Origin of the sequence: Brevundimonas sp. (genome assembly GCF_031412435.1) — a bacterium.
Taxonomy (GTDB): domain Bacteria; phylum Pseudomonadota; class Alphaproteobacteria; order Caulobacterales; family Caulobacteraceae; genus Brevundimonas.
The window spans coordinates 95,308-118,495 of record NZ_JANODA010000040.1 but is presented as its reverse complement, the minus strand read 5'-3'; the positions used below and the strand labels follow the sequence as shown (position 1 = coordinate 118,495).

General features: G+C 68.3%; 22 protein-coding genes. 9 read left to right on the top strand and 13 right to left on the bottom strand.

From position 1 onward, the window contains the following. A partial coding sequence (locus RMO01_RS07710; RefSeq protein ID WP_309628461.1) for an amino acid--tRNA ligase-related protein occupies positions 1–765 on the top strand: 765 nt, incomplete at its 5' end. Positions 766–774: 9 nt separating this feature from the next. Here the strand turns inward: RMO01_RS07710 and RMO01_RS07705 are convergent. The 4 genes from RMO01_RS07705 to RMO01_RS07690 all read right to left on the bottom strand — a co-directional run bounded on the left by RMO01_RS07705 (position 775) and on the right by RMO01_RS07690 (position 4,050). After that, a complete protein-coding gene (locus RMO01_RS07705) occupies positions 775–1,095 on the bottom strand; it encodes a 2Fe-2S iron-sulfur cluster-binding protein (RefSeq protein ID WP_309628460.1) in 321 nt (106 codons plus the stop codon). Positions 1,096–1,365: 270 nt separating this feature from the next. Further along, positions 1,366–1,950 (bottom strand): GNAT family protein, encoded by a 585-nt coding sequence (locus RMO01_RS07700; RefSeq protein WP_309628459.1) that lies wholly within the window; start codon positions 1,948–1,950, stop codon positions 1,366–1,368. Next, entirely contained in the window at positions 1,947–2,885 is a 939-nt protein-coding gene (locus tag RMO01_RS07695) for a Gfo/Idh/MocA family oxidoreductase (RefSeq protein ID WP_309628458.1), read from the bottom strand. Before RMO01_RS07695 ends, RMO01_RS07700 begins: the two co-directional genes overlap by 4 nt. A 4-nt stretch (positions 2,886–2,889) precedes the next feature. Further along, on the bottom strand, positions 2,890–4,050 hold the full coding sequence (locus tag RMO01_RS07690; RefSeq protein ID WP_309628457.1) for a DegT/DnrJ/EryC1/StrS aminotransferase family protein: 1,161 nt from the start codon (positions 4,048–4,050) through the stop codon (positions 2,890–2,892). 175 nt (positions 4,051–4,225) lie between these two features. Here RMO01_RS07690 and RMO01_RS07685 point away from each other — a divergent pair, with 175 nt between their 5' ends. Both RMO01_RS07685 and RMO01_RS07680 read left to right on the top strand, forming a co-directional pair. Beyond that, positions 4,226–4,747: an HAD family hydrolase gene (locus RMO01_RS07685; RefSeq protein ID WP_309628456.1), complete on the top strand. Its 522-nt coding sequence runs from the start codon at positions 4,226–4,228 to the stop codon at positions 4,745–4,747. An 83-nt stretch (positions 4,748–4,830) separates the two neighbouring features. Next, on the top strand, positions 4,831–5,712 hold the full coding sequence (locus RMO01_RS07680) for an alpha/beta hydrolase (RefSeq protein ID WP_309628455.1): 882 nt from the start codon (positions 4,831–4,833) through the stop codon (positions 5,710–5,712). Here the strand turns inward: RMO01_RS07680 and RMO01_RS07675 are convergent. After that, a complete protein-coding gene (locus tag RMO01_RS07675) occupies positions 5,709–5,933 on the bottom strand; it encodes an alkylphosphonate utilization protein (RefSeq protein ID WP_298158631.1) in 225 nt (74 codons plus the stop codon). The two genes, RMO01_RS07680 and RMO01_RS07675, sit on opposite strands and share 4 nt — an antisense overlap. A gap of 9 nt (positions 5,934–5,942) precedes the next feature. Then, on the bottom strand, positions 5,943–8,021 hold the full coding sequence (locus RMO01_RS07670; protein WP_309628454.1) for an NAD(+) synthase: 2,079 nt from the start codon (positions 8,019–8,021) through the stop codon (positions 5,943–5,945). Positions 8,022–8,285: 264 nt separating this feature from the next. Here RMO01_RS07670 and ftsY point away from each other — a divergent pair, with 264 nt between their 5' ends. The 3 genes from ftsY to RMO01_RS07655 all read left to right on the top strand — a co-directional run bounded on the left by ftsY (position 8,286) and on the right by RMO01_RS07655 (position 10,729). After that, positions 8,286–9,239, top strand: a complete 954-nt coding sequence (gene ftsY / locus RMO01_RS07665; protein WP_309628453.1) for a signal recognition particle-docking protein FtsY — start codon at positions 8,286–8,288, stop codon at positions 9,237–9,239. A 3-nt stretch (positions 9,240–9,242) separates the two neighbouring features. After that, complete coding sequence (locus tag RMO01_RS07660) at positions 9,243–9,929, top strand: septation protein IspZ (RefSeq protein WP_309628452.1); 687 nt, start codon at positions 9,243–9,245, stop codon at positions 9,927–9,929. Between the two features lie 188 nt (positions 9,930–10,117). Further along, a complete protein-coding gene (locus RMO01_RS07655) occupies positions 10,118–10,729 on the top strand; it encodes a MarR family transcriptional regulator (RefSeq protein WP_309628451.1) in 612 nt (203 codons plus the stop codon). Positions 10,730–10,732: 3 nt separating this feature from the next. On the opposite strand, the gene RMO01_RS07650 is transcribed toward RMO01_RS07655, so the two are convergent. From RMO01_RS07650 to RMO01_RS07640, 3 genes are all read right to left on the bottom strand, one after another. Beyond that, positions 10,733–12,556, bottom strand: a complete 1,824-nt coding sequence (locus tag RMO01_RS07650; RefSeq protein WP_309628450.1) for a heparinase II/III family protein — start codon at positions 12,554–12,556, stop codon at positions 10,733–10,735. Further along, on the bottom strand, positions 12,557–13,219 hold the full coding sequence (gene rpe, locus RMO01_RS07645) for a ribulose-phosphate 3-epimerase (RefSeq protein ID WP_309628449.1): 663 nt from the start codon (positions 13,217–13,219) through the stop codon (positions 12,557–12,559). Between the two features lie 105 nt (positions 13,220–13,324). Further along, positions 13,325–14,779, bottom strand: a complete 1,455-nt coding sequence (locus RMO01_RS07640; protein ID WP_309628448.1) for a phosphoesterase — start codon at positions 14,777–14,779, stop codon at positions 13,325–13,327. A gap of 233 nt (positions 14,780–15,012) precedes the next feature. On the opposite strand from RMO01_RS07640, the gene RMO01_RS07635 reads away from it, so the two are divergent. Next, entirely contained in the window at positions 15,013–17,799 is a 2,787-nt protein-coding gene (locus tag RMO01_RS07635; RefSeq protein ID WP_309628447.1) for a TonB-dependent receptor, read from the top strand. Between the two features lie 103 nt (positions 17,800–17,902). Here the strand turns inward: RMO01_RS07635 and bla are convergent, their stop codons facing one another. Beyond that, complete coding sequence (gene bla / locus RMO01_RS07630) at positions 17,903–18,688, bottom strand: subclass B3 metallo-beta-lactamase (protein WP_309628446.1); 786 nt, start codon at positions 18,686–18,688, stop codon at positions 17,903–17,905. 240 nt (positions 18,689–18,928) lie between these two features. Here bla and RMO01_RS07625 point away from each other — a divergent pair, with 240 nt between their 5' ends. Then, positions 18,929–19,822: a LysR family transcriptional regulator gene (locus RMO01_RS07625; protein WP_309628445.1), complete on the top strand. Its 894-nt coding sequence runs from the start codon at positions 18,929–18,931 to the stop codon at positions 19,820–19,822. Here the strand turns inward: RMO01_RS07625 and RMO01_RS07620 are convergent. Then, positions 19,803–20,777, bottom strand: a complete 975-nt coding sequence (locus RMO01_RS07620) for an ABC transporter ATP-binding protein (RefSeq protein WP_309628444.1) — start codon at positions 20,775–20,777, stop codon at positions 19,803–19,805. The two genes, RMO01_RS07625 and RMO01_RS07620, sit on opposite strands and share 20 nt — an antisense overlap. Before the next feature lie 108 nt (positions 20,778–20,885). Between RMO01_RS07620 and RMO01_RS07615 the strand changes: the two genes are divergently transcribed. Next, entirely contained in the window at positions 20,886–21,122 is a 237-nt protein-coding gene (locus tag RMO01_RS07615) for a zinc-finger domain-containing protein (protein ID WP_309628443.1), read from the top strand. Positions 21,123–21,131: 9 nt separating this feature from the next. Here the strand turns inward: RMO01_RS07615 and RMO01_RS07610 are convergent, their stop codons facing one another. Both RMO01_RS07610 and RMO01_RS07605 read right to left on the bottom strand, forming a co-directional pair. After that, entirely contained in the window at positions 21,132–22,322 is a 1,191-nt protein-coding gene (locus tag RMO01_RS07610; RefSeq protein ID WP_309628442.1) for an NAD(P)/FAD-dependent oxidoreductase, read from the bottom strand. Continuing rightward, positions 22,319–22,930, bottom strand: a complete 612-nt coding sequence (locus tag RMO01_RS07605) for a hypothetical protein (protein ID WP_309628441.1) — start codon at positions 22,928–22,930, stop codon at positions 22,319–22,321. Before RMO01_RS07605 ends, RMO01_RS07610 begins: the two co-directional genes overlap by 4 nt. Positions 22,931–23,188 lie beyond the last annotated feature (258 nt).

The window sequence follows — 23,188 nt, the reverse complement described above, 5'->3', positions numbered from 1 at the left end:
TGCGACCGCATGAACAGCTGGGCCCAGGGCGAAGACCAGCCGGGCCTCGGTTACATCTTCTGGAGCGCCGACCAGAACGCCTGGGGCGGCCCGATCGCCAAGAACCTGGGTGAAGAGAAGACTCAGGCGCTGATGACCAGCCTCGGTCTCGGCGAAGGCGACGCCGCCTTCTTCGTGGCCGGCGATCCGGGCGTCTTCTACAAGTTCGCCGGTTCGGCCCGCACCCGCCTGGGCACGGAGCTGAAGCTGATCGACGAGGGCCGCTTCGAGTTCTGCTGGATCGTCGACTTCCCGATGTTCGAATGGTCGGACGAAGAGAAGAAGGTCGACTTCAGCCACAACCCCTTCTCGATGCCGCAGGGCGAGCTGGAAGCGCTGGAGACCAAGAGCCCGCTTGATATCCTCGCCTACCAGTACGACATCGTCTGCAACGGCTACGAGCTGTGCTCCGGCGCGATCCGGAACCACAAGCCGGAGATCATGCTGAAGGCCTTCGAGATCGCCGGCTATGGCGCTGACGTCGTCGAAGAGCAGTTCGGCGGCATGCTGAACGCCTTCCGCTACGGCGCGCCGCCGCACGGGGGCCTGGCGCCGGGCATCGACCGCATCGTCATGCTGCTGGCCGGCCAGACGGCCATCCGCGAGGTCATCGCCTTCCCGCTGAACCAGCAGGGGCAGGATCTGTTGATGAGCGCGCCGTCAGAAGTTGACGACAAGCAGCTGAAAGAGCTTCACATTCGGCTGAACCCGCCGCTCAAGGCCTAGCCTGGAAGGCTAGTGCTGCGCCTCGGGCAGGCGGACGATCAGTCCGTCGTGCGCTTCGGCGACCTTGATCTGGCAGGCCAGGCGCGAGGTCTCCTGCACGCCCTCGGCGAAGTCGAGCATCGAGGCTTCCATGGCCCCACGCTCGCCGAGCTGACCGGCCCAGGCCGGGTCGACAAAGATGTGGCAGGTGGCGCAGGCGCAGGCGCCGCCGCAGTCGGCGTCGATGCCCGGGACATTGTTGCGGATCGCGCCCTCCATGACGGAGAGTCCCGACTTGACCTCCACGGCATGTTCGCGGCCGTCGTGCTCGATATAGGTGACCTTGGGCATTCGGACTCAGGCTTGGTGTTCAACGGCGCAGTCGACGATCACGCCCGTGAGGCCGCATACCGTTTCCAGCGAGATGGTCCAAGGGTCGATTACATCGACATCTGCGACATCGAACCACGACCTCGCGGCTTTCGCGGGGATGAGCGGAGATCAGGGAGGCCCCAGCCTCAGGCGGCGATATGGACCCGGGCGACGAGCCCCGAGGCCAGCTGGACCTCGATGCGCCTGTAGTCCCCGGCCTCACAGACATCGGCAGCGGCGAGCGAACGCTCAGCTGAAGGCGGTCAGCCGCCCGTCCAGCCTGGTCCGCACCACCGGCCATTCCCCGGCGAGGATAGAGAAGATCACCGAGCTTCTCACCCGCCCGGTCCAGGTGATCTTGTCGTTGCGCATCACGCCTTCGCGAACGGCGCCGAGCTTGGTCATCGCCGCCTGGCTGCGCAGATTGATCTGGTCGACCTGGAAGGCGACCCGTTGGGCCCCGCAGGCGAAGGCATGCTCCAGCAACAGCCGCTTTGCGGCCGGGTTCACCACCCCGCCGCGCGCTTCGGGCCGGTAGTAGGTGGTGCCGATCTCCACTGCGCGATTGGCCGCGTCGATGTTGATGAAGGTCGACAGGCCGACGACCTCGCCCTCGCGGAGCACCGCGAACGGAATCCGCCTCCCCTTCGCCTGTTGCTCCCGCATGGCCGACCAGCCGCCGTCGAACTGCTCTCCGCCCAGTGAGGTGTAGTAGAAGTTGGGCCACAGCTCCGGATCGGCGTCGCACGCCGCGCGTAGCGGCTCCCTGTGGTGATCCTCGAACGGTTCCAGCCGGACGAAGTCGTTCTCCAGAACCTCCGCCCGAAGCTTCATTCCCCCAGGCACCTCAGCGCCACTTCCAGGTTTCGCAGGCCGTCCTCGCCCGTCACCGCCGGCGTCTCGCCGGTGCGGATCGCGTGGGCGAAGGCTTCCAGCTCCTTCTTCAGCGGCTCGTTGGGCCAGCTCATCACGCCGCGCGTGGAATAGGAACCGTCCGGCTGCTGGCCGAAATATTCGGTGACCTGGCGGGTCATCAGGTCGGCGACGACGAACTTGGTCTGCGTCGCGACCTGCAGGGTGCGGGTCTTGTACGGCGTGACCCAGTTGGTCGTGATGTGGGCGATGACCCCGTTCTCCAGCCGGAACTGGAGCAACGCCGTGTCCTCGCGGTCGGCGCGGGTGCGGGCCAGTTGCGGCTGGACCTCGGCGATCTCGGAGCCGGTCAGGTGACGGATGATGTCGATGTCGTGCACGGCCAGGTCGATGACCACCCCGACCTCGCCCATGCGCGGCGGGAAGGGACCGACGCGGGTGATCTGGATCGAGATGACGTCCTCGCCCTCGATGGCGCGCTTGACCGCTTCCACCGCCGGGTTGAACCGCTCGACCTGACCGACCATCAGGACGCGGTCGTTGGCCTTGGCCGCGTCGATCATCCGCTGGGCGTCGGCGACGGTCGCGGCGATCGGCTTTTCGACCAGCACATGGACCCCGGCCTCCAGCAGGGCGACGCCCAGGTCGGCATGGTGGCGGTTCGGCGTGGCGATCACGGCGGCTTCCAGCCCGCCTGCGACGAAGTCGGCGGCGGTGGTCACGGCTTGCGCCCCATAGGCCGAGGCGACGCCCTCGGCGACCACGGCGTCGGGATCGAAGACCAGGGCCAGGTCGATCTCGCGCATCTCGGACAGGACGCGGGCGTGGTTGCGCCCCATGACACCGGCGCCGGCGACACCGGTGCGGATCGGCGCGTGCAGATGGGTCGGGTTCATCGGATCAGCCCTTGTAGGATGCGACGGCGGCGACGATCCGGTCCTGGGTCGCCTCGTCCAGATCGGAGTGCATCGGCAGGCTGATGACCACCTTCATCTTGGCCTCGGTCACCGGCAGGCCCTGAGGCCCGCGCGGGTGCATGTCATAGGCCGGCTGCAGGTGCAGCGGGATCGGATAATAGACCGCGGACGGCACGCCCTGGTCGCGCAGGTGGGCCGCCAGACCGTCCCGGTCCGGATGCTCGATCGTATACTGGGCCCAGTTCGAGACATTGCCCGCGGGCAGGTGCGGCACCGCCGCGACGTGGGGCGCCAGCAGCTCGTTGTAGCGGGCCGCGATCCGGGTGCGCCACTCTATCTCTTCGCCGAACACCTTCAGCTTCTCGATCAGGACGGCGGCTTGGACCGTGTCGAGGCGCGAGTTCATCCCGACCCGCATGTTCAGGTATTTGGTGTCGTGCTCGAAAGTCCGGCCGACCAGATCCTTGGCCACCGCCTTGCCGTGGACGCGGTAGCTGTCGATCTCCTGGGCCAGGTCGTCGTCGTCGGTCAGCACCGCCCCGCCGTCGCCGTAACAGCCCAGGGGCTTGGCCGGGAAGAAGCTGGTCGTCGTCACATCGGCCCATTTCAGCGGATGGTCGCCGTCGATGGTGCAGCCGAAGCCCTGGGCCGAATCCGCGATCAGCTTCAGACCGTATTTGTCGCAGATCGCCTTGATGGCCGGGTAGTCGGCGGGCTGGCCGAACAGGTCGACGGCGATGACGACCCGGGGCCGCAGCCGGCCCTCGGCGATCGTCGCCTCGATGGCCGCCTCCAGGTGGCCGGGGTCGATATTGTAGGTGCGCGCATCGATGTCGATGAAGACCGGGGTCGCGCCCAGCCACGGCACGACCTCGGCGGTGGCGCAGAAGGTGAAGGAGGGAACGAAGACCGCATCTCCGGGCCTCAGCCCCCAGGCCATCAGCGGCAGGGCCAGGGCCTCGGTGCCGTTGGCGCAGCCCAGGGCGTGTTTCGCCCCGCCGAAGGCCGCCAGGGCCGTCTCGAACTCGCGCACCGGCGGGCCCATGACATAGGCCCCGCTCTCGACGGCGGCCATCACGGCGGCCTCGATCTTGCCGCCCAGACGGCGGCGTTGGGCCTGCAGGTCGATGAAGGCGATGCTCATGGGGGAACCTCTCTCGAGACAGGGCGGCCCGGCCCCGGATCAGGGGGCGGCCTTCGAAGGTGGCCGCGTCTAACCCGCCGAGCGTCGTAACGCCAAACACAAGGGGGTCACTTCGCGTTGCGCCTTGCAACGGAGGCTTCTATCCACTGTCTCATCGAATCGGGAGCCGACCGCCTTGACCACCGCCCCGACGACCCATCCCGCCGTCTTCCTCGATCGCGACGGCGTCCTGATCACCGACAGCGGCTATCCGCATCTGGAAGAGCATCTGGTCCTGATCCCCGGCGCGGCCGAAGCCGTCCGGCGTCTGAACAGCCTCGGCTATCTGGTCGTCATCGTCACCAACCAGTCGGGCGTGGCGCGGGGCCTGTTCAGCTTCGAACAGATGGAGGCCTTCAACGCCCTCCTCGTCCGCCGCCTGATGGCGAAGGGGGCCCGCATCGGCGCCGTCTATGCCTGCCCCTTCCACAACGAGGCCGAGGACCCCCGGTGGTTCCACGCCGATCATCCGGACCGCAAGCCCAATCCCGGCATGATCCTGCGCGCCATCGCCGATCATGACATCGACCCGGCCCGCTCCTTCCTGATCGGCGACCGGCCGTCGGATCTGGAGGCCGCGCATAGCGCCGGCATGCCGGGCTTCCTGTTCGAAGGCGGCGACCTGGACCGTTTCGTCCGCGACCTGCTCGGCGGCTGATCGAAATTCGCTGGCCTGTTCACCGGGCGATGAAATAGTCTCCCGACCGACGCGGGGGCGTTCTGGTTTGGGAGTGCGCCGACATGGCTGAACAGCCTCTGTATTCCGAGCGTCGCTGGACGTCGCATGACGGGCTCAGCCTGTTCGCGCGTGACTATCCGGGTGCGGACGGTCCCGCGAAACTGCCGATCATCGCCATCCACGGCCTGACCCGCAACTCCGCCGACTTCGACGCCATCGCCCCCCTGATCGCGCGCGGCGGCCGGCGCGTCCTGGCGCTGGACATCCGCGGGCGCGGCAAGTCGGACCGCGCCACCGACCCCATGACCTACCAGCCTCCGGTCTATGCCAAGGACGTGCTGGGCCTCATGGAAGTCGCCGGCATCGAGCGCGCCGTCTTCCTCGGCACCTCAATGGGCGGGCTGATCACCATGGCGATCACGGCGCTCAAGAGCCGCGTCGTCGCCGCCGCCATCCTCAATGACATCGGTCCGCAGGTGTCGCCCGAGGGTCTGGCCCGCATCGCGGCCTATTCCGGGCAGCCCGTCGACACCCCGACCTGGGCCGCCGCCGCCGCCTATGCGAAGCGGATCAACGAAGTCGCCCTGCCGCACTATACGGACGCCGACTGGGACGCCTTCGCCCGGCGCGTTTTCCGTGACGGCACCGAGGGCTCGCCCGTCCTCGACTACGACCCCGACATCGCCGTGCCGATCCGCGCCGCCGGGGCCAAGGCCCTGGCGCCCAACCTGTGGCCCTTCTTCCGGCGTCTGGCGAAGAAGCGCCCGACCCTTTTGATCCGAGGCGGAACGTCCGACCTGCTGAGCGCCGACATCGCCGCGAAGATGCAGAAGGCCGCGCCCGACATGCGCTACGCCGAAATCCCCGACATCGGCCACGCCCCCATGCTGGACGAGCCGGAGTCGAAGGCTGCGATCTTCGAATTCCTGCGGGACGTGCCTTAAGCCTTCCGCACGAACTCCGTCCGCAGCACCAGGCCGCGGACCTTGTCGACATTGGCCTCGATCTCGTCCGTGTCGTCGGTCAGGCGGATGTTCTTGACCAGGGTCCCGCGTTTCAGCGTCACCCCGCCCGATCCCTTGACCTTGAGATCCTTGATCAAGGTCACGCTGTCGCCGTCCGACAGGATGTTGCCGTTGGAGTCTTTGGTGGGGGCGTCGGTCATGGCCAAGCTTTAGGCGTCCGGTACGTTGGCCTCAAGCTCATCCAGCCAGACCCGCGCAGTGCCGTCCGACGGCGCCCGCCAGTCGCCGCGCGGTGACAGCGACCCGCCGGTCACCACCTTGGGCCCGTTGGGCAGGGCCGAGCGTTTGAACTGGCTCGTCTGGAAGAAGCGCACGAGGAATTTCCGCAGCCACAATTTGATCGTCGCCAGATCGTAGGCGACCCGATCCGCTTCCGGATGATGCGCCGGCCAGTGCCCGCGCGCGGCGTCGCCCCAGGCCTGATGGCACAGGTATGCGACCTTCGACGGGCTCATGCCGAAACGCGTGATGTGGAACAGGAAGAAATCGTTCAGGGCATAGGGACCGACCGTGCCCTCCGTCGACTGGATCTTCCCGTCGGCGCCCGCCGGCACCAGTTCGGGCGAAATCTCCGTGTCCAGAATGGCCTGCAGGATGCCCGCGGCCGAGGCCATGTCGTCCCGTTTCGCGACCCAGCGGATCAGATGCCGGATCAGGGTCTTCGCCACCCCGCCGTTGACGTTGTAGTGGCTCATATGGTCGCCGACGCCATAGGTGGCCCAGCCGAGCGCCAGTTCCGACAGGTCGCCAGTGCCCAGCACGAACGCCTTGTTCTGGTTGGCCAGCCGGAACAGATAGTCGGTCCTCAGACCCGCCTGCACATTCTCGAAGGTGATGTCGTGGACGGGCTGGCCGTCCGCCCAGGGATGTCTGATGTCGGCCAGCATCCGCTCGGCCGCCGGGCGGATGTCGATCTCCTCGCCCGTGACCCCCAGCGCATTCATCAGGGCCCAGGCGTTGGATTTCGTCCCCTCCGAGGTCGCGAACCCCGGCATGGTGTAGGCGAGGATATCGGTCCTCGGCAGCTTCAGCCGGTCGAACGCCCCGCAGGCCACCAGCAGGGCCTGGGTCGAATCCAGCCCGCCCGACACCCCGATGCACAGCCGCGCGGCGCCCGTCGCCGTCATCCTGCGCATCAGCCCCTGCACCTGGATGTTGAAGGCCTCGAAACAGTCCTGGTCCAGCCGCTTGGGATCGTCCGGCACGAAGGGAAAGCGGTCGAGCGGGCGGATCAAGGGCCCGGATGAGGCGGCCTCGCGCGCCTCGAAGGTGATCGGCTGCACCGTGTCGATGTCGATCTCGCGTTTGGCGCAGTCGGCGAAGGTGCCGTTCCTCAGCCGGTCCAGGCCGATCCGGTCCACATCGATGTCGGCGATGGTCAGGTGCGACTCCATCGAGAACCGCTCTCCGGCCGCCAGCGACGCGCCCAGTTCGTGGATGGTCGCCTGTCCGTCCCAGGCCAGGTCGGTGGTCGATTCGCCCCAGCCCGAGGCCGCGAACACATAGGCCGACATCGTCCGCGCCGAATGGCTGGCGGACAGGATGGCTCGCTCGTCGGCCTTGCCGATCACGATGTTGGACGCCGACAGGTTCAGCAGGATCCGTGCGCCCGACAGCGCCAGCCGCGTCGAGGGCGGCAGCGGCGCCCAGTAGTCCTCGCAGATCTCGACGCCGAAGACGAAGCCCGGCCGGTTCCTGGCCTCAAAGACGATGTTCGGCCCCAGCCACGTCGAACTGTCGCCCAGGCGGATCATCTGGGGCCGCTGGTCGACCGCCGGAGCGAACCAGCGCTTCTCGTAGTATTCGCGGTAGTTCGGCAGATAGGTCTTCGGCACGACCCCCAGCACCTGCCCCTCGGCCAGCACGAAGGCGCAGTTGTAGAGGCTGTCACCGATCCGATACGGCGCGCCGACCACGGTCACGACGCCTGTCGGCTCGATCGCCTTCGCCAGACCGGTAACCTGCCGCTCCACGTCCTCCAGCAGCGCCGCCTGCATGTGAAGGTCGTCGATGGCGTATCCGCTCAGCGACAGCTCCGGGAACACGATCAGGTCCACGCCCTGTTCGCCCGCCTGGCGGATCAGCGCCAGATGCTCTTCCGCATTGGCCTTCGGATCGGCGATATGCACCACCGGCGTCGCCGCCGCGACCCGGACGAAGCCGTGGGTGCGGGCCGAATGGAAGGCGTGGGTCTTGGCCAAGGCGCGGTCCTCGATGCTTATGCTCATATAGAGCCAAACGTCGGACGGACCAAACCTACCCTGTTCTCGTTTCCCTTTCTTCTTTCGTCATTCCGGGCGCCGGGAGCGCAGCGACCAGAGACCCGGAACGCAGCGGCGCCGTAGCGAAGCGCAGGCGATGGTTCCGCCAATGAGTCCGCGACAGGTTCGCGCTCTCGCGCGCCGCTGGGTTCCGGGTCTCCGCTTCGCTACGCCCGGAATGACGAAAGAAGAAAGGGTGACGCCCCATCCCGGCCCCGCTAAAGCCCTCCCATGACCGACACGCCCAAGAAGGGCTGGTTCCAGCGCCTCAGCCAGGGACTGGCCCGCTCCAGCCAGCAGATGACCGAACAGGTCGTCTCCGCCTTCGTGAAGGAGCCTCTGTCGGAGGCCGCCCTCGAGGGTCTCGAGGAGCATCTGCTGGAGAGCGACCTCGGCCCCGCCGCCACCGACCGGATCGTCGCCCGCTTCCGCGAGCTGCGCTTCGGAGGCGGGTCCTCCGAGCGCGAGGTCAAGGAGGCCCTGGCCGAGGCCGTCGCCGCCGAGCTTCTGCCGCGTCAGGCGACCTTCGATCCGCTCGGCCCCGACGGCGTCGGCGGCGGGATCAAGCCCTATGTCGTCCTGTTCGTCGGGGTGAACGGCTCGGGCAAGACCACGACCCTCGGCAAGATCGCCGCCGACCTGACGGGCAAGGGCGCCCGGGTGATGATCGTCGCCGGCGACACCTTCCGCGCCGCCGCCCGCGAACAGCTGAAGGTCTGGGCCGACCGCGCAGGGGCTCATTTCGAGAGCCGCCGCGACGGCGCCGACGCCGCGGGCCTCGTCTTCGACGCCTATGCGAAGGCGAAGGCGGAGGACTATGACGTCGTCCTGGTCGACACCGCCGGCCGGCTTCAGAACAAGTCCGCCTTGATGGACGAACTGCTCAAGATCGTCCGTGTGCTCCGGAAGACAGATCCGGACGCCCCGCACGAGACGCTTCTGGTGCTGGACGCCACCGTGGGCCGCAACGCCCTGGCGCAGGAACAGATCTTCGGTCGCACCGCCTATGTCTCGGGCCTGGTCATGACCAAGCTGGACGGCACGGCGCGCGGCGGCGTCCTGGTCCCCGTGGCCCAGGCGTCGGACGCCCCTATCAAGCTGATCGGGGTGGGCGAGGGGATCGACGACCTGCAACCCTTCGACGCCCGCGCCTTCTCCCGTTCGCTCGTCGGCCTCGAGGACTAGATCATGACCGACACGCCCGAGACCCCGGCGCACAAGCCGCCGACCTGGATCCGTCAGGTCGTCGATTTCGGAGCGCTCGCCGCCTTCGCCGCCACCTTCATCTTTTTCCGCGCGCGCGGCCTGCCGGGCGACGAGGCTCTGGTCCATGCGACCTGGGGTCTGGTCGCCGGTTCGGTCGTCGCGGTGGTCACAGGTCTTATGGTCGAGAAGCGGCTGGCCCTGATGCCGCTTCTGGTCGGCGGTTTCGCCCTCGTCTTCGGCGTCCTGACCCTCGTCTTCAACGACGACCTGTTCGTGAAGCTGAAGGTGACGGTGCTCAACGCCTCGCTCGCCGTCGCCCTGCTCGGGGGTCTCTGGCTGGGCAAACAGCCGTTGAAGGCGCTTCTGGGCACGGTGATCCCGGTCAATGACGCCGCCTGGCGCACCCTGACCTTCCGCTACGGCCTCTATTTCGCGGCTGTCGCCGTGGTCAACGAACTGGTTCGGTCCGAAGCCCTGGTCGGCTGGGCCGCGACCCGGATGGGCTATGCCGACGTCGATCCCGCCGACGTCTGGGTCAGTTTCCGCGGCGTGCTCTGGATCGCCTCCTCGGTCTTCGGCCTGTCGCAGGTGCCGCTGATCATGAAGAACCTGGTCTCGGACGACCCCGTCGACGCCGCGGCGCCGGCTCGACCGGACACGGCGCCCTGAACCGACCCGTCCTGCGCTCAAGTCGTGAGCGACCGCGTCGCGAACATAGCGCCCGTCCTGCGCTCAAGTCGTGAGCGACCGCGTCGCGAACATAGCGCCCGAAGAACAGCGTGACCGTTTTCGGTCACGCTGTCGCTAAACCGTAAGGCTTGGCTGATAATCCTCCGCATACGGCAAGGGGATTCAGTATGGTCAAATCCGGCAAACAGGCTCGTCGCTCCGGCACGCTCGCCGAATCGCCCAGCCATCTGATGCACCGCGCCCTCCAGCTGGCGCTCGACATCTATTCCGAAGAGGCCGGCGACGGCGGCCCGACCCAGCGTCAGTTCGCGGTCATGGAGGCTGTCTCGGTCAAGGAGGGTCTGACCCAGACCGAGCTTGTCCGCGCCACCGGCATCGATCGCTCGACCCTGGCGGACCTCGTCGCCCGCATGACGACCAAGGGGCTGCTGTCGCGCGAGCGTTCGACGCTCGATGCCCGCGCCAAGGCCGTGCGCCTGTCTGAAGAGGGCCAGGCCCTGCTGGATCAGGCGCGTCCCCGCGTCGAGGCCGCCGACAAGCGGATCATGGGCCTGCTGCCCAAGAGCAAGCGCGACGGCTTCCTCGACATGCTGGCCGAGATCGCCGCCGCCGCCGACGCGGCTCCCGATGTTGAAAAGGCCGAGGCCAAGGCGCTGAAAAAGGCCGCCAAGGACGCCCGCAAGGCCGAAAAGGCTGCGGAGAAGGCGGCCAAGCCGAAGAAGGCTCCCAAGCCTCCCAAGGTCAAGAAGGCCAAGGCCGTCGAACCCCAGGCCGAATAGGCGTCAGCTCGGGTCGCCCGCAGCTCCGGCCGGGCTCAGTTTCCAGCGAATCTTGGTCTCGGCGTCGGTCCGCGCCGAGCCGCGCACCACGACCTGCAGCGATCGCCGCGTCAGACCCTCGTCGACGTGCACGGACGGTTCGATGGCCACGTCCGGACCATCGGTCCTGAACCACCATCCCCGGCCGGAATGACCGCGCAGCAGGATCGAGCGGCGATCGCGCGCCAGCGAGGCCTGCACCCCCGGCTCGAGATGGAAGCGCACCGCATAGGGGGCGGCGATGACCCGGACGACGTCGCGGGTTCCGGCGGCGGGATGCAGCCGCTCCTCGGCGCGCAGTTCGTCCAGCCTCTGGTCCAGATAGAGCCGGCGCTGGTGCATCAGGCCGAAAGGCTGGGCCCAGGCGTCGTGCTCGACCTCCAGCCAGACCGCCCCGTCGCCGTCCCGGCGCTCCGACGTCACATGATAGGGTCGGCCGTACAGGCGCGCCCCCAGAAGATCGCCCTTCCACCCGCCCAGAGGCTCGGCGAACGACTGCTCGCCCAGGGTCAGGGTCGAGTGTCCGGGGGTCAGCCTCAGGCCCTGCCGATCCGCGGCGCGGGGCGTCCAGCCGCAGCCGGTGACGATCCGGTCCTTGCCGCAGACGATCTCCAGCGCCAGCGGCTGGGCGCAGGCCGCCTCGGACCAGGCGCCTTTCCCCGGCGATCCCGCATCGGTCATGATGGTCAGCAAGGGCGAGCGGATGCGGCTCAGCCCCCCGACCGTGCCGACGGCGCCGGCCGTCGCCTCGGCGTGTTCGTCATGGGCGCGCGCGGCCGCGACCCGTGCGGGGCTCGACGGCCCGCCGCCCTGGAAGCCCGCCAGCCGCCCGTCCGGCAGGACCTGCAGCCTCAGCGCCGTGGTCAGGCGGATGATCGACCCGCCCATGGCTTCCGGCGCCGGTTCCGACAGCTGCGACAGGGCGTCGTCGAGGGTCAGCAGGTCGAGCAGCAGCTCCATCCCGGCCTCGGGCGCCCGCGAGGCATGGCCGCCGTCGCCCGCCACCGTGACCCTCAGCGCCCCCGGCAGCCGCCCCAGCGCCGCGCGCCTCAGACTTGCGCCCGGCGGTCCCGCCAGCACGCATCCGGCCACAGCCGCCGCGACCAGTCGCTCGGCCTTGCCCGCCAGACCGCCCGGGGGCCGCAGCAACTGACGCGCCTGACGCCCCACGGTGTCGGCCAGCCTCAGCCGGTCAGCCTCCGACGCCACCGCGCCCATCTTCTTGGCGGCGCAGGCCAGGTTGTAGACCCGCCGCCCCAGGATCTGCGGCTCCCAGGCGAAAGGCGACCAGCGCGAGAAGGTGTCGGCCCAGGCCAGGGTCAGCCGCAACGCCTCACGCGCGCCCCGCTCGCCCTGTAGCATCAGGCCGGGCAGCCAGGCGAAGGCGTGCAGGTCGACGGCGAAGGCCTTGGACGGGCTCGGCCGGTTCCACGGATCGGCCGGCGCCTCGGCCTCAAGGTTCGATCCGGCCAGGGGGAAGCGCCCGCCGAGAACGGCCTTGCCCAGGTTGATGTCGGCGGGGCGGAAATCGCGCGGCGTGGCGGCGAAGCCCGTCGCCTTGCCCAGCCCCAGCGTCATCGCATAGCCGGGCAGGCCATAGAGCTCGATCCACATCTGGCGGGTCAGCATCCGCCCGGCGACGGCGGGCCACAGGGCCGGGCCGGTCACGACGCCGCTGGAGCGCACCGGCGTCCGCACCGGCGCGCCGCGCAGGCCCGGGATGGCCCCGCCCTCGCCGACGTTCGGCGTGGGCGGACTGCGGTCGGCGAAGGGCCCGATGGGATTCACCTACGCAGCCTTGATGGCGGCGATATTGGCCGCATAGGCGTCCGGCCCGCCCTTGAACACGGCGGTCCCGGCGACCAGGGCATCGGCCCCGGCGGCGACGCAGGCCCCGGCGTTGGCGGCGGTCACCCCGCCGTCGATCTGCAGATGCGCCTTCGATCCGGCGGCGTCCAGAATGGCCCGCGTCCGCTCGATCTTCTTCAGGGTCGAGGGAATGAAGGACTGGCCGCCGAAGCCCGGATTGACCGACATCAGCAGCACCAGGTCCACCAGATCGACCACCTCTTCCAGAATGGACAGCGGCGTGCCGGGGTTCAGCACGACGCCCGCCTTTGCGCCCAGCTGGCGGATACGGCCCAGGGTCCGGTGCAGGTGCGGCCCGCTCTCCGGATGGACGGTCAGGATGTCGGCGCCCGCCTCGCGGTAGGCTTCCAGCCACGGATCGACCGGCGCGACCATCAGATGCACGTCGAACGGCAGGCGGGTGTGCGGCCTCAGCGCCTTCACCACGTCCGGGCCGATCGTGATGTTGGGCACGAAATGGCCGTCCATCACATCGACATGGATCCAGTCGGCGCCCGCTGCCTCCAGCGCCCGGACCTCCTCGCCCAATTTGGCGAAGTCCGAGGCCAGGATGGACGGGCAGATCAGGGGCGTGACGGGCATGGTCCGGGGATACGGCGGGATGACGTCACGGGCAAGGCATGGCGCCCAAAAGGCCGCGTCCGGTTGCTTGACGGCCCGTCGGGAGACCCTCCGGCCCGAGGCCGATCAGCGAGCGCCGGCCGACCCGGTCAGGAATACGGGGTTCCCGTAAAACCACAGGTCGGACCAGGGATCTTCTCCGGGCGTGTCGACTTGAGGCTCGGTTTCGGCCGTGCTGGAGCCGCGAACACGGAGGTAACGCGGCCCTGCTGCGACGGGCAACCGGTGCGTCATGGTCAGGACCTCGCCCTCGACGGTCCAGTCGGCGGCGGTGAAACGGCGCTCGACCCGTGTCGTCGGGTTGGCGTCGGCGTCGCGGTCGTTTCCAGGCGCGCTCACATCGCCGACGATCAGGTCGATATGGTCCACCGCGGGCGTCCGGCCGCCGGCATTCGCGGCCCGCGGATCGCGGACGCGCAGGGTGACCAGGATGTCCTCCGCCTCACCGACCTCCAGTTCCCCGCCGATCGTCGCCGTGCGTCCCCCGGCCGAAACCGACAGGTCCAGTTCGGAGATCAGGTCGCCGGTGGTCACGAACACCCGGCCCTCCCGAAGGCCGTCGAGAATGTCCTCGCTGTCGGGGCGCGCCATCACCCAGGTCTTGGCGTATTCGCCGGGCCAGAAGTCGTCGCCGCCCTCGCTGATATGGGTGTGCGAATCCGAGGTCGCCGTGATCCACCAGCGACGGCCTTCGCCCAGCAGACTGTCCCAGACGCCCCCCAGTCGCGCCGTCATCTGGTCGAAGCCGCCCAGGGTCGGGAAGCGGCGATAGATGCCGCGCGAGCCGGCCGGGTCGGGACGTCCATCGGCGAACAGGCCGTCCGCCTGATGCCCGGGCGCGCCCTCCATGCCGATGACGACGCGCGGGGTGACCTCGCTCCAGTCCCTCAGTTGGGCGGGGCGCACTTCGCCGTACTCGCCGAGGCCCGTGGCCGAACGCGATGGATGGTTGATGACCACGACCGGCCTCGGCGACATCGTCCCCATGTCGCGCAGCGCCTCCAGCATGAAGGCCTCGGTGTCGCGCGCCGGGTCCACGGGCCAGGGCTGACGCCGCCCGTAGCGGCCCTCGATATGCAACAGGTCCTCCCGCTCATGGGCGGACTGCGGAATGATCAGGCTGGAGTGTTCTGCGCCCGGCGTGTCGAACTCCATGCCGTAGAACAGGACCAGGCCGGGAACCCGTTCCCGCGCCTGCAGAAGCTCGGGCCAGGCCTGTTCGGCGTTCAGCCGTGCGTGCAGCGGCCCGCCGTGATCGGTCGACACCATCCACGACAGCCCAAATCGCTGCGCGGCCTCGGCGTTCTGGATGATGGTGTGGTTGCCGTCGCCGCCCAGTTGCGGAACCGGCGGCGCCTCTGGCGCGGCGGGGTCGGGCGTATAGCGGGCGCTGAACCGGCTATGCACATGGTGATCCCCGGCCAGCCAGCGACGGCCGTCATTCGCGCCCGGATCGGACTGGGCGAACGCCACGCTCGACATGAGCGATAGCGCCAGGCCCAGGGCTACGGATGACGTCATGGCGGCTCTCTCCATTATTCCGTACCCTGAATACAGAATAGTGTGACAGATGCGCGGCACTGATTACAAAAGAAATGAACGTTTCAAAGACTGTTTTATGTATCGTGTGAAATTTTTGCGATCCTGATCTGATTAGGTTGAGGTGTGTCGCCCCTGCTGGCTACACGGCGCCGCTTCGTGGGGAGCGCGTCGCATGGGGCTGGCGATCTCCCGATGACACCGGGAGACATTTCATGATCCGCCTGACCCAGACCGAGACCCGCTCCGTCCTGATGGCCGGCGCCGCCGCCGTGGCCGCGCCCGCCGCCGCCCTGGCCCAGACGGCTCCGGCCCAGGACGAGACGTCGGTCGACGACATCGTCGTCACCGGCTCCTTCGCCAACAGCCTGGCTGACGCCCTGACGATCAAGCGTCGCGCCGACTCGATCTCCGACGTCGTGTCGGCGTCCGACATCGGCAACTTCCCCGCCGTGAACGTCGCTGAGGCCCTGCAGCGGGTGCCGGGCGTCTCGATCTCGCGCGAGGCCGGTGAAGGCCAGTTCGTCAGCGTCCGCGGCCTCGGCCCCAACTTCCAGTCGGTGACCCTGAACGGCTCGCCGATCGCCTACAACGAGAACATCCGCAACTCCGACCAGAGCGGCCGTCAGTTCCAGTTCCGCGTCATCCCCGCCGACCTGATCTCGGCCATCGTCGTGACCAAGTCCCCGACGGCCGACCTGATCGACGGCGGCATCGGCTCCAACATCGACATCCGCACCGCCGACGCCCTGGCGACCGAGCCCTTCGCCACGGCCCGCATCTTCAGCCACTATGAGAACCGGACCGAAGAGAACACGCCGAACGGCTCGATCTCGGCCGGCTGGCGCAACGCCGACCGCACCTTCGGCGTCGTCGCCGGCGTCTCCCTGGCCACCCGCCACGTCCAGTTCGATCGCGTCCAGACCACGGGCTATACGAACCGCGTGATCAATGGTGCGACCGTCTCGGCGCCGAACGAGATCCAGCTGACCCTGGAACAGGAAGAGCGCACGCGCATCAGCGCCATGGCCGGCCTGTCCTGGAAGCCGACCGACAGCTTCGCCCTGCGGGCGGACGCCCTGTATTCGCGCTTCAACAACGTCATCGACGAGGACCGCATCAGCTTCGGCTTCGGCGGACGCGCGGACTTCACGACGCGCTTCGTCGCCTCCAGCGCACGCGTGGTTGACGGCGTCCTCTATGCCGGACAGATGAACGGGGGTCGTATCGACCGCAGCGCCGAATACTCCGAGCAGCAGCACGAGAACCTGTTCGTCAAACTTCAGGCGGACTGGGATGTGCTCGGCTGGACCGTGACGCCGTCCATCAGCTATTCAGAGGCCAACTCCTTCCTGCCCGTGCCGCTGCAGCGGATCGGCGGCGCGACCGCCGAGAACCCGGCCGGCCTGACCTACAGCTATGACTTCGGCGACGACCCCATCGGCAATCGCGAATACGCCTCGCTGCTGACCAATCTGGATCTGTCCAGCCCGACGTCGACCCGGGCCACGACATACCGGACCCGGCCGATCAATTCCGAAGACAACGACAAGACCGCCCTGCTGAACATTCAGCGGGACCTGGACGCCCGTTTCGGCGCGCTGGAACTGGGCTCGATCCGGTTCGGCGGCCAGTACACGGACCGCAGCCGCGACTATCAGCGCCGTGACCGGGTCCTGACGGCGCGCCCCGGCATCGACGTCAACACCCCGGCCTTCCTGGACCAGCAGCTGCCGTCCAACGCCTTCGACCGGTCGATCGGCAACCTGTACCCGCAGGGCCTGACCTACAATCGCACCCTGTACGGCATCTCCTTCGTCATCCCGAACGAGTCGAACGACACCAATGCCCAGTCGGACGACCTGGTCGCCACCGGGGCCGATCTTCAGCAGTCCTATGGCGTGGACGAGCAGATCACCGCTCTTTATGGCCGCGCCGATTTCTCGGTCGACTTCGGCCCCGTGCCGATGGACGCCAACCTCGGCCTTCGCTGGGTCTCGACCGACACCCTGGTCAAGGGCACCCTGCTGACCGCCGGCCGCAACGCCGCCGGGGCCGTCACCACCGTGGTCAATCCCCAGACCTTCGAGGGCTCATACGAAGAGTTCCTGCCCAGCCTGAACCTGAACTTCGAGCTGCGCGACGACGTGTTGCTGCGCCTCGGCGCCTCGCGCACCCTGACCCGGCCGTCCCTCGCCGATCTGCGCACCGCCGTGGTTCCCAACAGCGGGCTGATCACCCGGGTGTTCCTGGAGGGCCAGACTGCGCTCGACACCGCCGTGCCGGGCGCCAGGGTCGGCGTCGGCGGCAATCCGGAACTCCAGCCCTATACCTCGGTCAACTACGACGCCTCGCTGGAGTGGTATTTCAACGACTTCGGGGCCCTGTATGGCGCGGTCTTCTCGAAGGACATCTCGGACTTCATCGGCGGCATCGCCCGCACCGAACAGATCCTGTTCGCCACCCAGGCCGGCCAGACCCTGACGGCCGATCTGCAGATCACCCGGCCCCAGAATATCGGCGACGCTACCATCCAGGGGTTCGAGGTCGGCGTTTCGTACAAGCTGGACTGGGGCCTCGGCCTGTCGGCCAGCGCCACCCTCACCGAGAGCGAGGCCCAGATCGAGGCCACGCCGGGCGTCGTCACCACCGCCGGCCTCCAGGGCGTGTCGGACGAAAGCTTCTCGATCAGCCCCTTCTTCGAACGCGGCCCGTTCGAGGCGCACTTCAGCTACACCTACCGGTCCGACTTCGCCGCCAACGGCAACATCAGCCCGGGCTCCAACGCGGTTCTCGACGAGAACTCGGCCATCATGGCCGACGGCTTCGGCACCCTGGACTTCGGCGCCTCCTGGCAGGTCAATGACACCTTCCAGGTTTTCGCCGAGGGCACCAACATCCTGGACGCGCGTCAGGCGGTCTACTTCGGCAAAGAGAGCCGCCCGTTCCAGATCCACGAATATGGCCCGAGCTATAACCTCGGCCTGCGGGCGACCTTCTAGGTCGTTTGACGATCCCGGCGTGGCGGTCCGCCGCTACGCCGGGATCCTCGCTGACACCGGGCCCCCGGCGTCCGGCGCAGTCCGGGTCAGAGACAGAACAGGCCTATCTCGCCGTCCCGTTGCGCTCGTTGGCCAGTCGGGTCGCCAGCAATCCGCGTGATCGCTGGACATAGGTTCGGCACGCGCCGGGCCTGTCATTGTATCGCCCCTCGCCCGCATTGTCCGGGTGGGCGGAGATCAGGATGTCGCAATCCAGTCCGTCCATCAGCCTGTAGGTCGCAGCGAACCCGTCGAGGATCGGAGCGCCCGCCGGTGCGGTATAGCGATAGCCGTCGGCGGAGACGGGGTTGAGGCTCGACGCGAAGACGATCGCCTTGCAGGCCTCGCCCTCGCACGCCTGCCAGCTCCAGCTCATACTGCCCATCGTATGCCCCGGGGTCGCATGGGCGGTGATCGCTGTGCGGCCGAGCTGGATCACTTCGCCGTTTTCCACCACCCGGATCTGCGTCACGCGCGGCCAGGCGCCGCCGTAGGCCCGCTGGGGATCGTCCTCCAGATGGGCTCCGGCCCGTAGGCCGTCGGCGCCGCGGGCGCTCGCCACCGCCGTCGCGCCCGTATCGCGCGCCAGGGCTGCGAGGCCGCCGGCATGGTCGAAGTGCGGTTCTGTGCTTAGAATAAATTTAATGTCTTCAGGGTCGAACCCCAGACTGCGAACATTGTCCAGGATGGCCGGCGCCGCCTGCGGCAGCGCGCTGTCGACCAGCACCAGACCCGCGCCCGTGTCGATCAGCACGACGCTCAGGCCGCCGAATCCGACCAGATAGCTGTCCCCGAAAATCTTCTCGGGCGGCCGGGGCGCAAGCCAGCTTCTGGCTTGTTCCGCCGCCATCGGCCTCGTCAACGGATCATCCGTGCTTCGCGCTGACCCGCTTACCGCAACCCCGGCTACCGGTTCATGCGCGGCTTCCGTGTTTGGCGCCGACAGGGCTCCCAGGCCCGCAAGCCAGGCCACGACCGTCATCAGTTTGATCATCATGTTTCCCTTCTTCCCCCCCGAAATGACGATCCGATGCGTCGGCGACAAAGCATGATTTCTCGACAGAGCCATGAGAATATTTGAGGGTGAGCGATGGATCGCGCCCAGCTCCCGCTCAACGCCCTGCGCGCCTTCGAGGCGTCGGCCCGCCATCTCAACTTCACCCGCGCGGCGATCGAGCTTTGCGTCAGCCAGGGCGCCGTCAGCCATCACGTCGCCCAGCTCGAACGCCGTCTGGACACCCGCCTCTTTCACCGGCTCCCGCGGGGGATCGCGCTCACCGACGAAGGTCAGGCCCTTGTTCCCGTCCTCGCCGAGATGTTCGACCGCGTCGCTGCGACGCTCGATCAATATGGCGAAGGCCGGTTCCGCGAACAGTTGAAGGTCGGCGTCGTCGGCACCTTCGCGACCGGCTGGCTGCTGCCGCGTCTCGACGCCTTCGCCCGCGTTCATCCCTCGATCGACCTGCGCATCTCGACCAACAACAACCGCGTCGATCTGGTCGCCGAAGCGCTCGATTTCGCGATCCGGTTCGGCAACGGCGCCTGGCACGGCGTCCATGCCGAACCGCTGCTCGGCGCGCCGATGACGCCGGTCTGCGCGCCGGCCGTCGCCGCACGGCTCAAATCCCCCGCCGACCTCGTCCACGAGCGGCTGTTGCGCTCGTACCGGCCGGATGAATGGGCCCTGTGGTTCGACGCTGCGGGCGTGGCCGCGCCGATTCTGCGCGGTCCCATTTTCGACAGTTCGGCCCTGATGGCGTCGGCCGCCGCCGCCGGTCTCGGCGTGGCGCTTGCGCCGCCCGTCCTGTTCAGCCGCGAACTCGCGGCGGAACTGCTGGTCCAGCCCTTCGCGGTCGAGGTCGACGTCGGCCGCTACTGGCTCACCCGCCTGATCTCGCGTCCTGAAACCTCCGCCATGCGGCGCTTTCAGGATTGGCTGTGGGAAGAGATGGGCGGCGCCTCGGTCAATCCTTCGTCGGACTGACCGCGTTCGCATCATTGTAGGTCAGGGCCAGGAAGACGTCCTCCAGGTCCGGATCCTCGGTGGTGATGTCCGAGATGGTGATCCCGGCCGCGCGCACGGCGGCCAGCACCTGTTCCACCGACGACTGCCCCTTCTTGTAGCTGATGGCGAAGGCGCCGTTGGCCCGCGCCACCACCTCGAACCCGGCCACGATCGGAACTCCGTCCAGCGGGTGCTCGGGCGTCACCACGACGTTCCGCGTATCCAGCCGGCGCAGCAGCTGCGGTGTCGGCTCGCAGGCCACGACCTCGCCCCGGTTCATGATGGCGATGGTGTCGCAGAGCTCCTGCGCCTCCTCCAGATAGTGAGTGGTCAGCAGCACGGTCACGCCCTCGGCGTTGATGCGCCGGACGTATTCCCACAGCTGGCGGCGCAGCTCGACGTCCACCCCGGCCGTCGGTTCGTCCAGGATCAGGATCGGCGGATTGTGCACCAGGGCCTTGGCCACCATCAGCCGCCGCTTCATCCCGCCCGACAGGGCCCGCACATAGGCATTGGCCTTGTCCGACAGGCCCAGCGCCGCCAGCAGTTCGTCCGACCGCCGCTCCGACTTCGGCACGCCATAGAAGCCCGCCTGCACCTCCAGAGCCTCTCTGGGGGTGAAGAAGACATCGGCCACGATCTCCTGCGGCACGACGCCCAGGGCCGCACGCGCGTCACGCGGCCGCTCGTCGATGTCGCGGCCCCAGATGGCGGCCGTTCCGCCGGTCTTGTTGACGATCCCCGCCAGGATGTTGATCAGGGTCGACTTGCCCGCCCCGTTCGGACCCAGAAGGCCGAACATCGACCCCCTCGGAATGACCAGATCCACCCCCCGCAGGGCGGTCTTCGGCGGCGACTTCTTCGAGCCCGCATAGGTCTTTTCCAGCCCGCGCACCTCGATGGCGTTGACGGGCAGGGCTTCGGTCTCGGTCATCAGATTCTTTCGGCGCGCGTCCATGGACGCGCTTGGGGGCTTTCAGCGGGAAGGCAGGCCGTCTAACTAGGCGTCGCACCCTCTCGCGCCAAGACCACGGACCGATCAATGCCGCCGCGTCACCCCGATCAACTCGTCCTCCCGCCCGAGGAAATCACGGTCTCCACCAAACGCGTGGCCTGCGACGGCGGCGGCGTGCTGGGCCATCCGCTGGTCTATCTCGACATGGGCGGCGAGAATTTCGTCGAGTGCGGCTACTGCGACCGCCGCTTCGTCCTCTCGGCCCACCATCATGCCGAGAGCGACTACCTCGACCCCGCCGCCCGCCCGCCGGAAGCCCACTAGCAGGCCCGGTCAGCAGGCTTGGCCGGCCGCCCAGCCTGAGCTCCAGGCCCACTGGAAATTGTACCCGCCCAGCCAGCCGGTCACGTCGACCACCTCGCCGATGAAATACAGGCCGGGCACGGACTTGGCCGCCATCGTCTGCTGGTCCAGCTGGTCCGTCGCCACCCCGCCCAGGGTCACCTCGGCCGTCCGGTACCCCTCCGACCCCACCGGCTTGACGGTCCAGCCGTTCACCGCCGCATCCAGCCGCGCCAGCACCTTGTCCCCGACCTCGGCCAGCTTGCCGTTGGCGCCCTCGCGCGCGGTCAGCACCTCGGCCAGCCGGCGCGGCACGATGTGACCGAGCGCCGTATGCACCGCCTGCTTGCCGCCGTTCTCCGCCTTCGCCGCCTTCAGCCGCGCCAGCACATCGACCCCCGGCGCCATCTTCACCGTGATCGCCTCCCCCTCGCGCCAGTAGGAGCTGATCTGCAGGACCGCCGGCCCCGACAGCCCCCGATGCGTAAACAGCATGGCCTCCTCGAACCGCGTCTTCCCCGCCGAGACCACCGCATCCACCGCCACCCCCGCCAGCGGCGTCGTCTGTTCCAGCAGACCCGCCTCGAACGTGAGCGGCACCAGGGCCGGCCGCGTCTCGGTGACCCTCAACCCCATCGACCGCGCGAGGTCATAGCCCCACCCCGTCGCCCCCATCTTCGGGATCGACTTGCCGCCCGTCGCCACGACCAGCGAGGCGCACCGCGCCACCGACCCGTCCGACAGCGCCGCCTCGAACCCGTCGCCGACCCGCTCGACCCGGTCCACGCCCATGCCCAGCGACAGGACCACCCCCGCCGCCCTCATGTCGTCGGTCAGCATGCGGATGATCTGTTTCGCGCTGTCGTCGCAGAACAGCTGGCCCAGGGTCTTCTCGTGCCAGGCGATCCCCGCCCGATCGACCCGTTTGACGAAATCACCTTGAGTATACCGCCCCAGGGCAGACGCCGCGAACCGCGGGTTCTCCCCCAGAAAGTTCGCCACGCTCGTCCCCGTATTGGTGAAGTTGCACCGCCCCCCGCCCGAGATGCGGATCTTCTCGCCCGGCGCCCGCGCGTGATCGACGACCCGCACGCGCCGCCCCCGACGCCCCGCCTCGATCGCGCACATCATCCCGGCCGCGCCCGCGCCGACCACCAGAACATCAAGGGTCTCAGTCTTCATCCCCGCCCCCTAGCATGCCAAGGCCCGGGGATCAGGGTGTCCAGCGCCGCCGAGGTCCTCAGCAGTTGGCGGATGTCGTCCATCCGCCCCTCCAGCGCCGCCTCCCGCACCCGCCGGGCGACCGCCTCCCGGTGCACGCGCGCATCGTTCCGGTCGATGCGAAAGCCCAGCTCCGGCCGCGCCGGCCCCGACCCCCACTGCGGCCCGCGCGGCCGCCACACCGCCCCCGCCAGATCGCATTTCCGTTGGCCATAGCGTTTCGCCGCCGCCGCGATCGTCGACGGATGCACCCGATAGTCGAAGGCCAGCACCGCGTCCGCCTCCCCGGCGTTGCGCCGGTCCAGCAGCTCGCGCCAGCGTCCGGGCGTCATCCCGCTGCGGCTTTGGGCAAAGACATGGTCCTCCGCCCACCCCTCGACCGGCCGCCGGCGCCGATCGACGGCCAGAGGATCCCCGCCCTTCATCCGCCCGCGCTTGCGCGCCTGCCAGCAGATCGTCCCCAGGGAGATCCCGTACCACCCCGCCAGCTCGGTGCGCCTCACCCCCGCCCGATCCAGATCGAACAGCGCCTCCCACTGTTCCTCGCTCAGCTTGCTCGGCTTCCCCATCCCCACAGTCTGGGGCCGCCCCACACCAGGGCGCACAAAAACCCTCTAATCAGACCCGACCCTTGAAATCACAGCCCGATTCCGCCGATCCGTTGATGGGTCAAAAAAGATACGCGACACGCAACTCGCATTCTCCCTCCCCCTCTGGGGGCGCACAGGCGATCGCATGCGATCGACCCGCGAGCCTTCCTTCCCAAATCCCCAATCCCCATCCGCTTTTGTCATCCCGGAAATCGCGCCAGCGATTATCCGGGACGA

Excerpts from the sequence above, each read along its gene's own strand:
- RMO01_RS07705 (WP_309628460.1), bottom strand. The coding sequence starts at position 1,095 with ATGCCCAAGGTCACCTATATCGAGCACGACGGCCGCGAACATGCCGTG.
- RMO01_RS07700 (WP_309628459.1), bottom strand. The coding sequence starts at position 1,950 with ATGAAGCTTCGGGCGGAGGTTCTGGAGAACGACTTCGTCCGGCTGGAA.
- RMO01_RS07695 (WP_309628458.1), bottom strand. The coding sequence starts at position 2,885 with ATGAACCCGACCCATCTGCACGCGCCGATCCGCACCGGTGTCGCCGGC.
- RMO01_RS07690 (WP_309628457.1), bottom strand. The coding sequence starts at position 4,050 with ATGAGCATCGCCTTCATCGACCTGCAGGCCCAACGCCGCCGTCTGGGC.
- RMO01_RS07680 (WP_309628455.1), top strand. The coding sequence starts at position 4,831 with ATGGCTGAACAGCCTCTGTATTCCGAGCGTCGCTGGACGTCGCATGAC.
- RMO01_RS07675 (WP_298158631.1), bottom strand. The coding sequence starts at position 5,933 with ATGACCGACGCCCCCACCAAAGACTCCAACGGCAACATCCTGTCGGAC.
- RMO01_RS07670 (WP_309628454.1), bottom strand. The coding sequence starts at position 8,021 with ATGAGCATAAGCATCGAGGACCGCGCCTTGGCCAAGACCCACGCCTTC.
- ftsY (WP_309628453.1), top strand. The coding sequence starts at position 8,286 with ATGACCGACACGCCCAAGAAGGGCTGGTTCCAGCGCCTCAGCCAGGGA.
- RMO01_RS07660 (WP_309628452.1), top strand. The coding sequence starts at position 9,243 with ATGACCGACACGCCCGAGACCCCGGCGCACAAGCCGCCGACCTGGATC.
- RMO01_RS07655 (WP_309628451.1), top strand. The coding sequence starts at position 10,118 with ATGGTCAAATCCGGCAAACAGGCTCGTCGCTCCGGCACGCTCGCCGAA.
- rpe (WP_309628449.1), bottom strand. The coding sequence starts at position 13,219 with ATGCCCGTCACGCCCCTGATCTGCCCGTCCATCCTGGCCTCGGACTTC.
- RMO01_RS07640 (WP_309628448.1), bottom strand. The coding sequence starts at position 14,779 with ATGACGTCATCCGTAGCCCTGGGCCTGGCGCTATCGCTCATGTCGAGC.
- RMO01_RS07635 (WP_309628447.1), top strand. The coding sequence starts at position 15,013 with ATGATCCGCCTGACCCAGACCGAGACCCGCTCCGTCCTGATGGCCGGC.
- bla (WP_309628446.1), bottom strand. The coding sequence starts at position 18,688 with ATGGCGGCGGAACAAGCCAGAAGCTGGCTTGCGCCCCGGCCGCCCGAG.
- RMO01_RS07625 (WP_309628445.1), top strand. The coding sequence starts at position 18,929 with ATGGATCGCGCCCAGCTCCCGCTCAACGCCCTGCGCGCCTTCGAGGCG.
- RMO01_RS07620 (WP_309628444.1), bottom strand. The coding sequence starts at position 20,777 with ATGACCGAGACCGAAGCCCTGCCCGTCAACGCCATCGAGGTGCGCGGG.
- RMO01_RS07615 (WP_309628443.1), top strand. The coding sequence starts at position 20,886 with ATGCCGCCGCGTCACCCCGATCAACTCGTCCTCCCGCCCGAGGAAATC.
- RMO01_RS07610 (WP_309628442.1), bottom strand. The coding sequence starts at position 22,322 with ATGAAGACTGAGACCCTTGATGTTCTGGTGGTCGGCGCGGGCGCGGCC.
- RMO01_RS07605 (WP_309628441.1), bottom strand. The coding sequence starts at position 22,930 with ATGGGGAAGCCGAGCAAGCTGAGCGAGGAACAGTGGGAGGCGCTGTTC.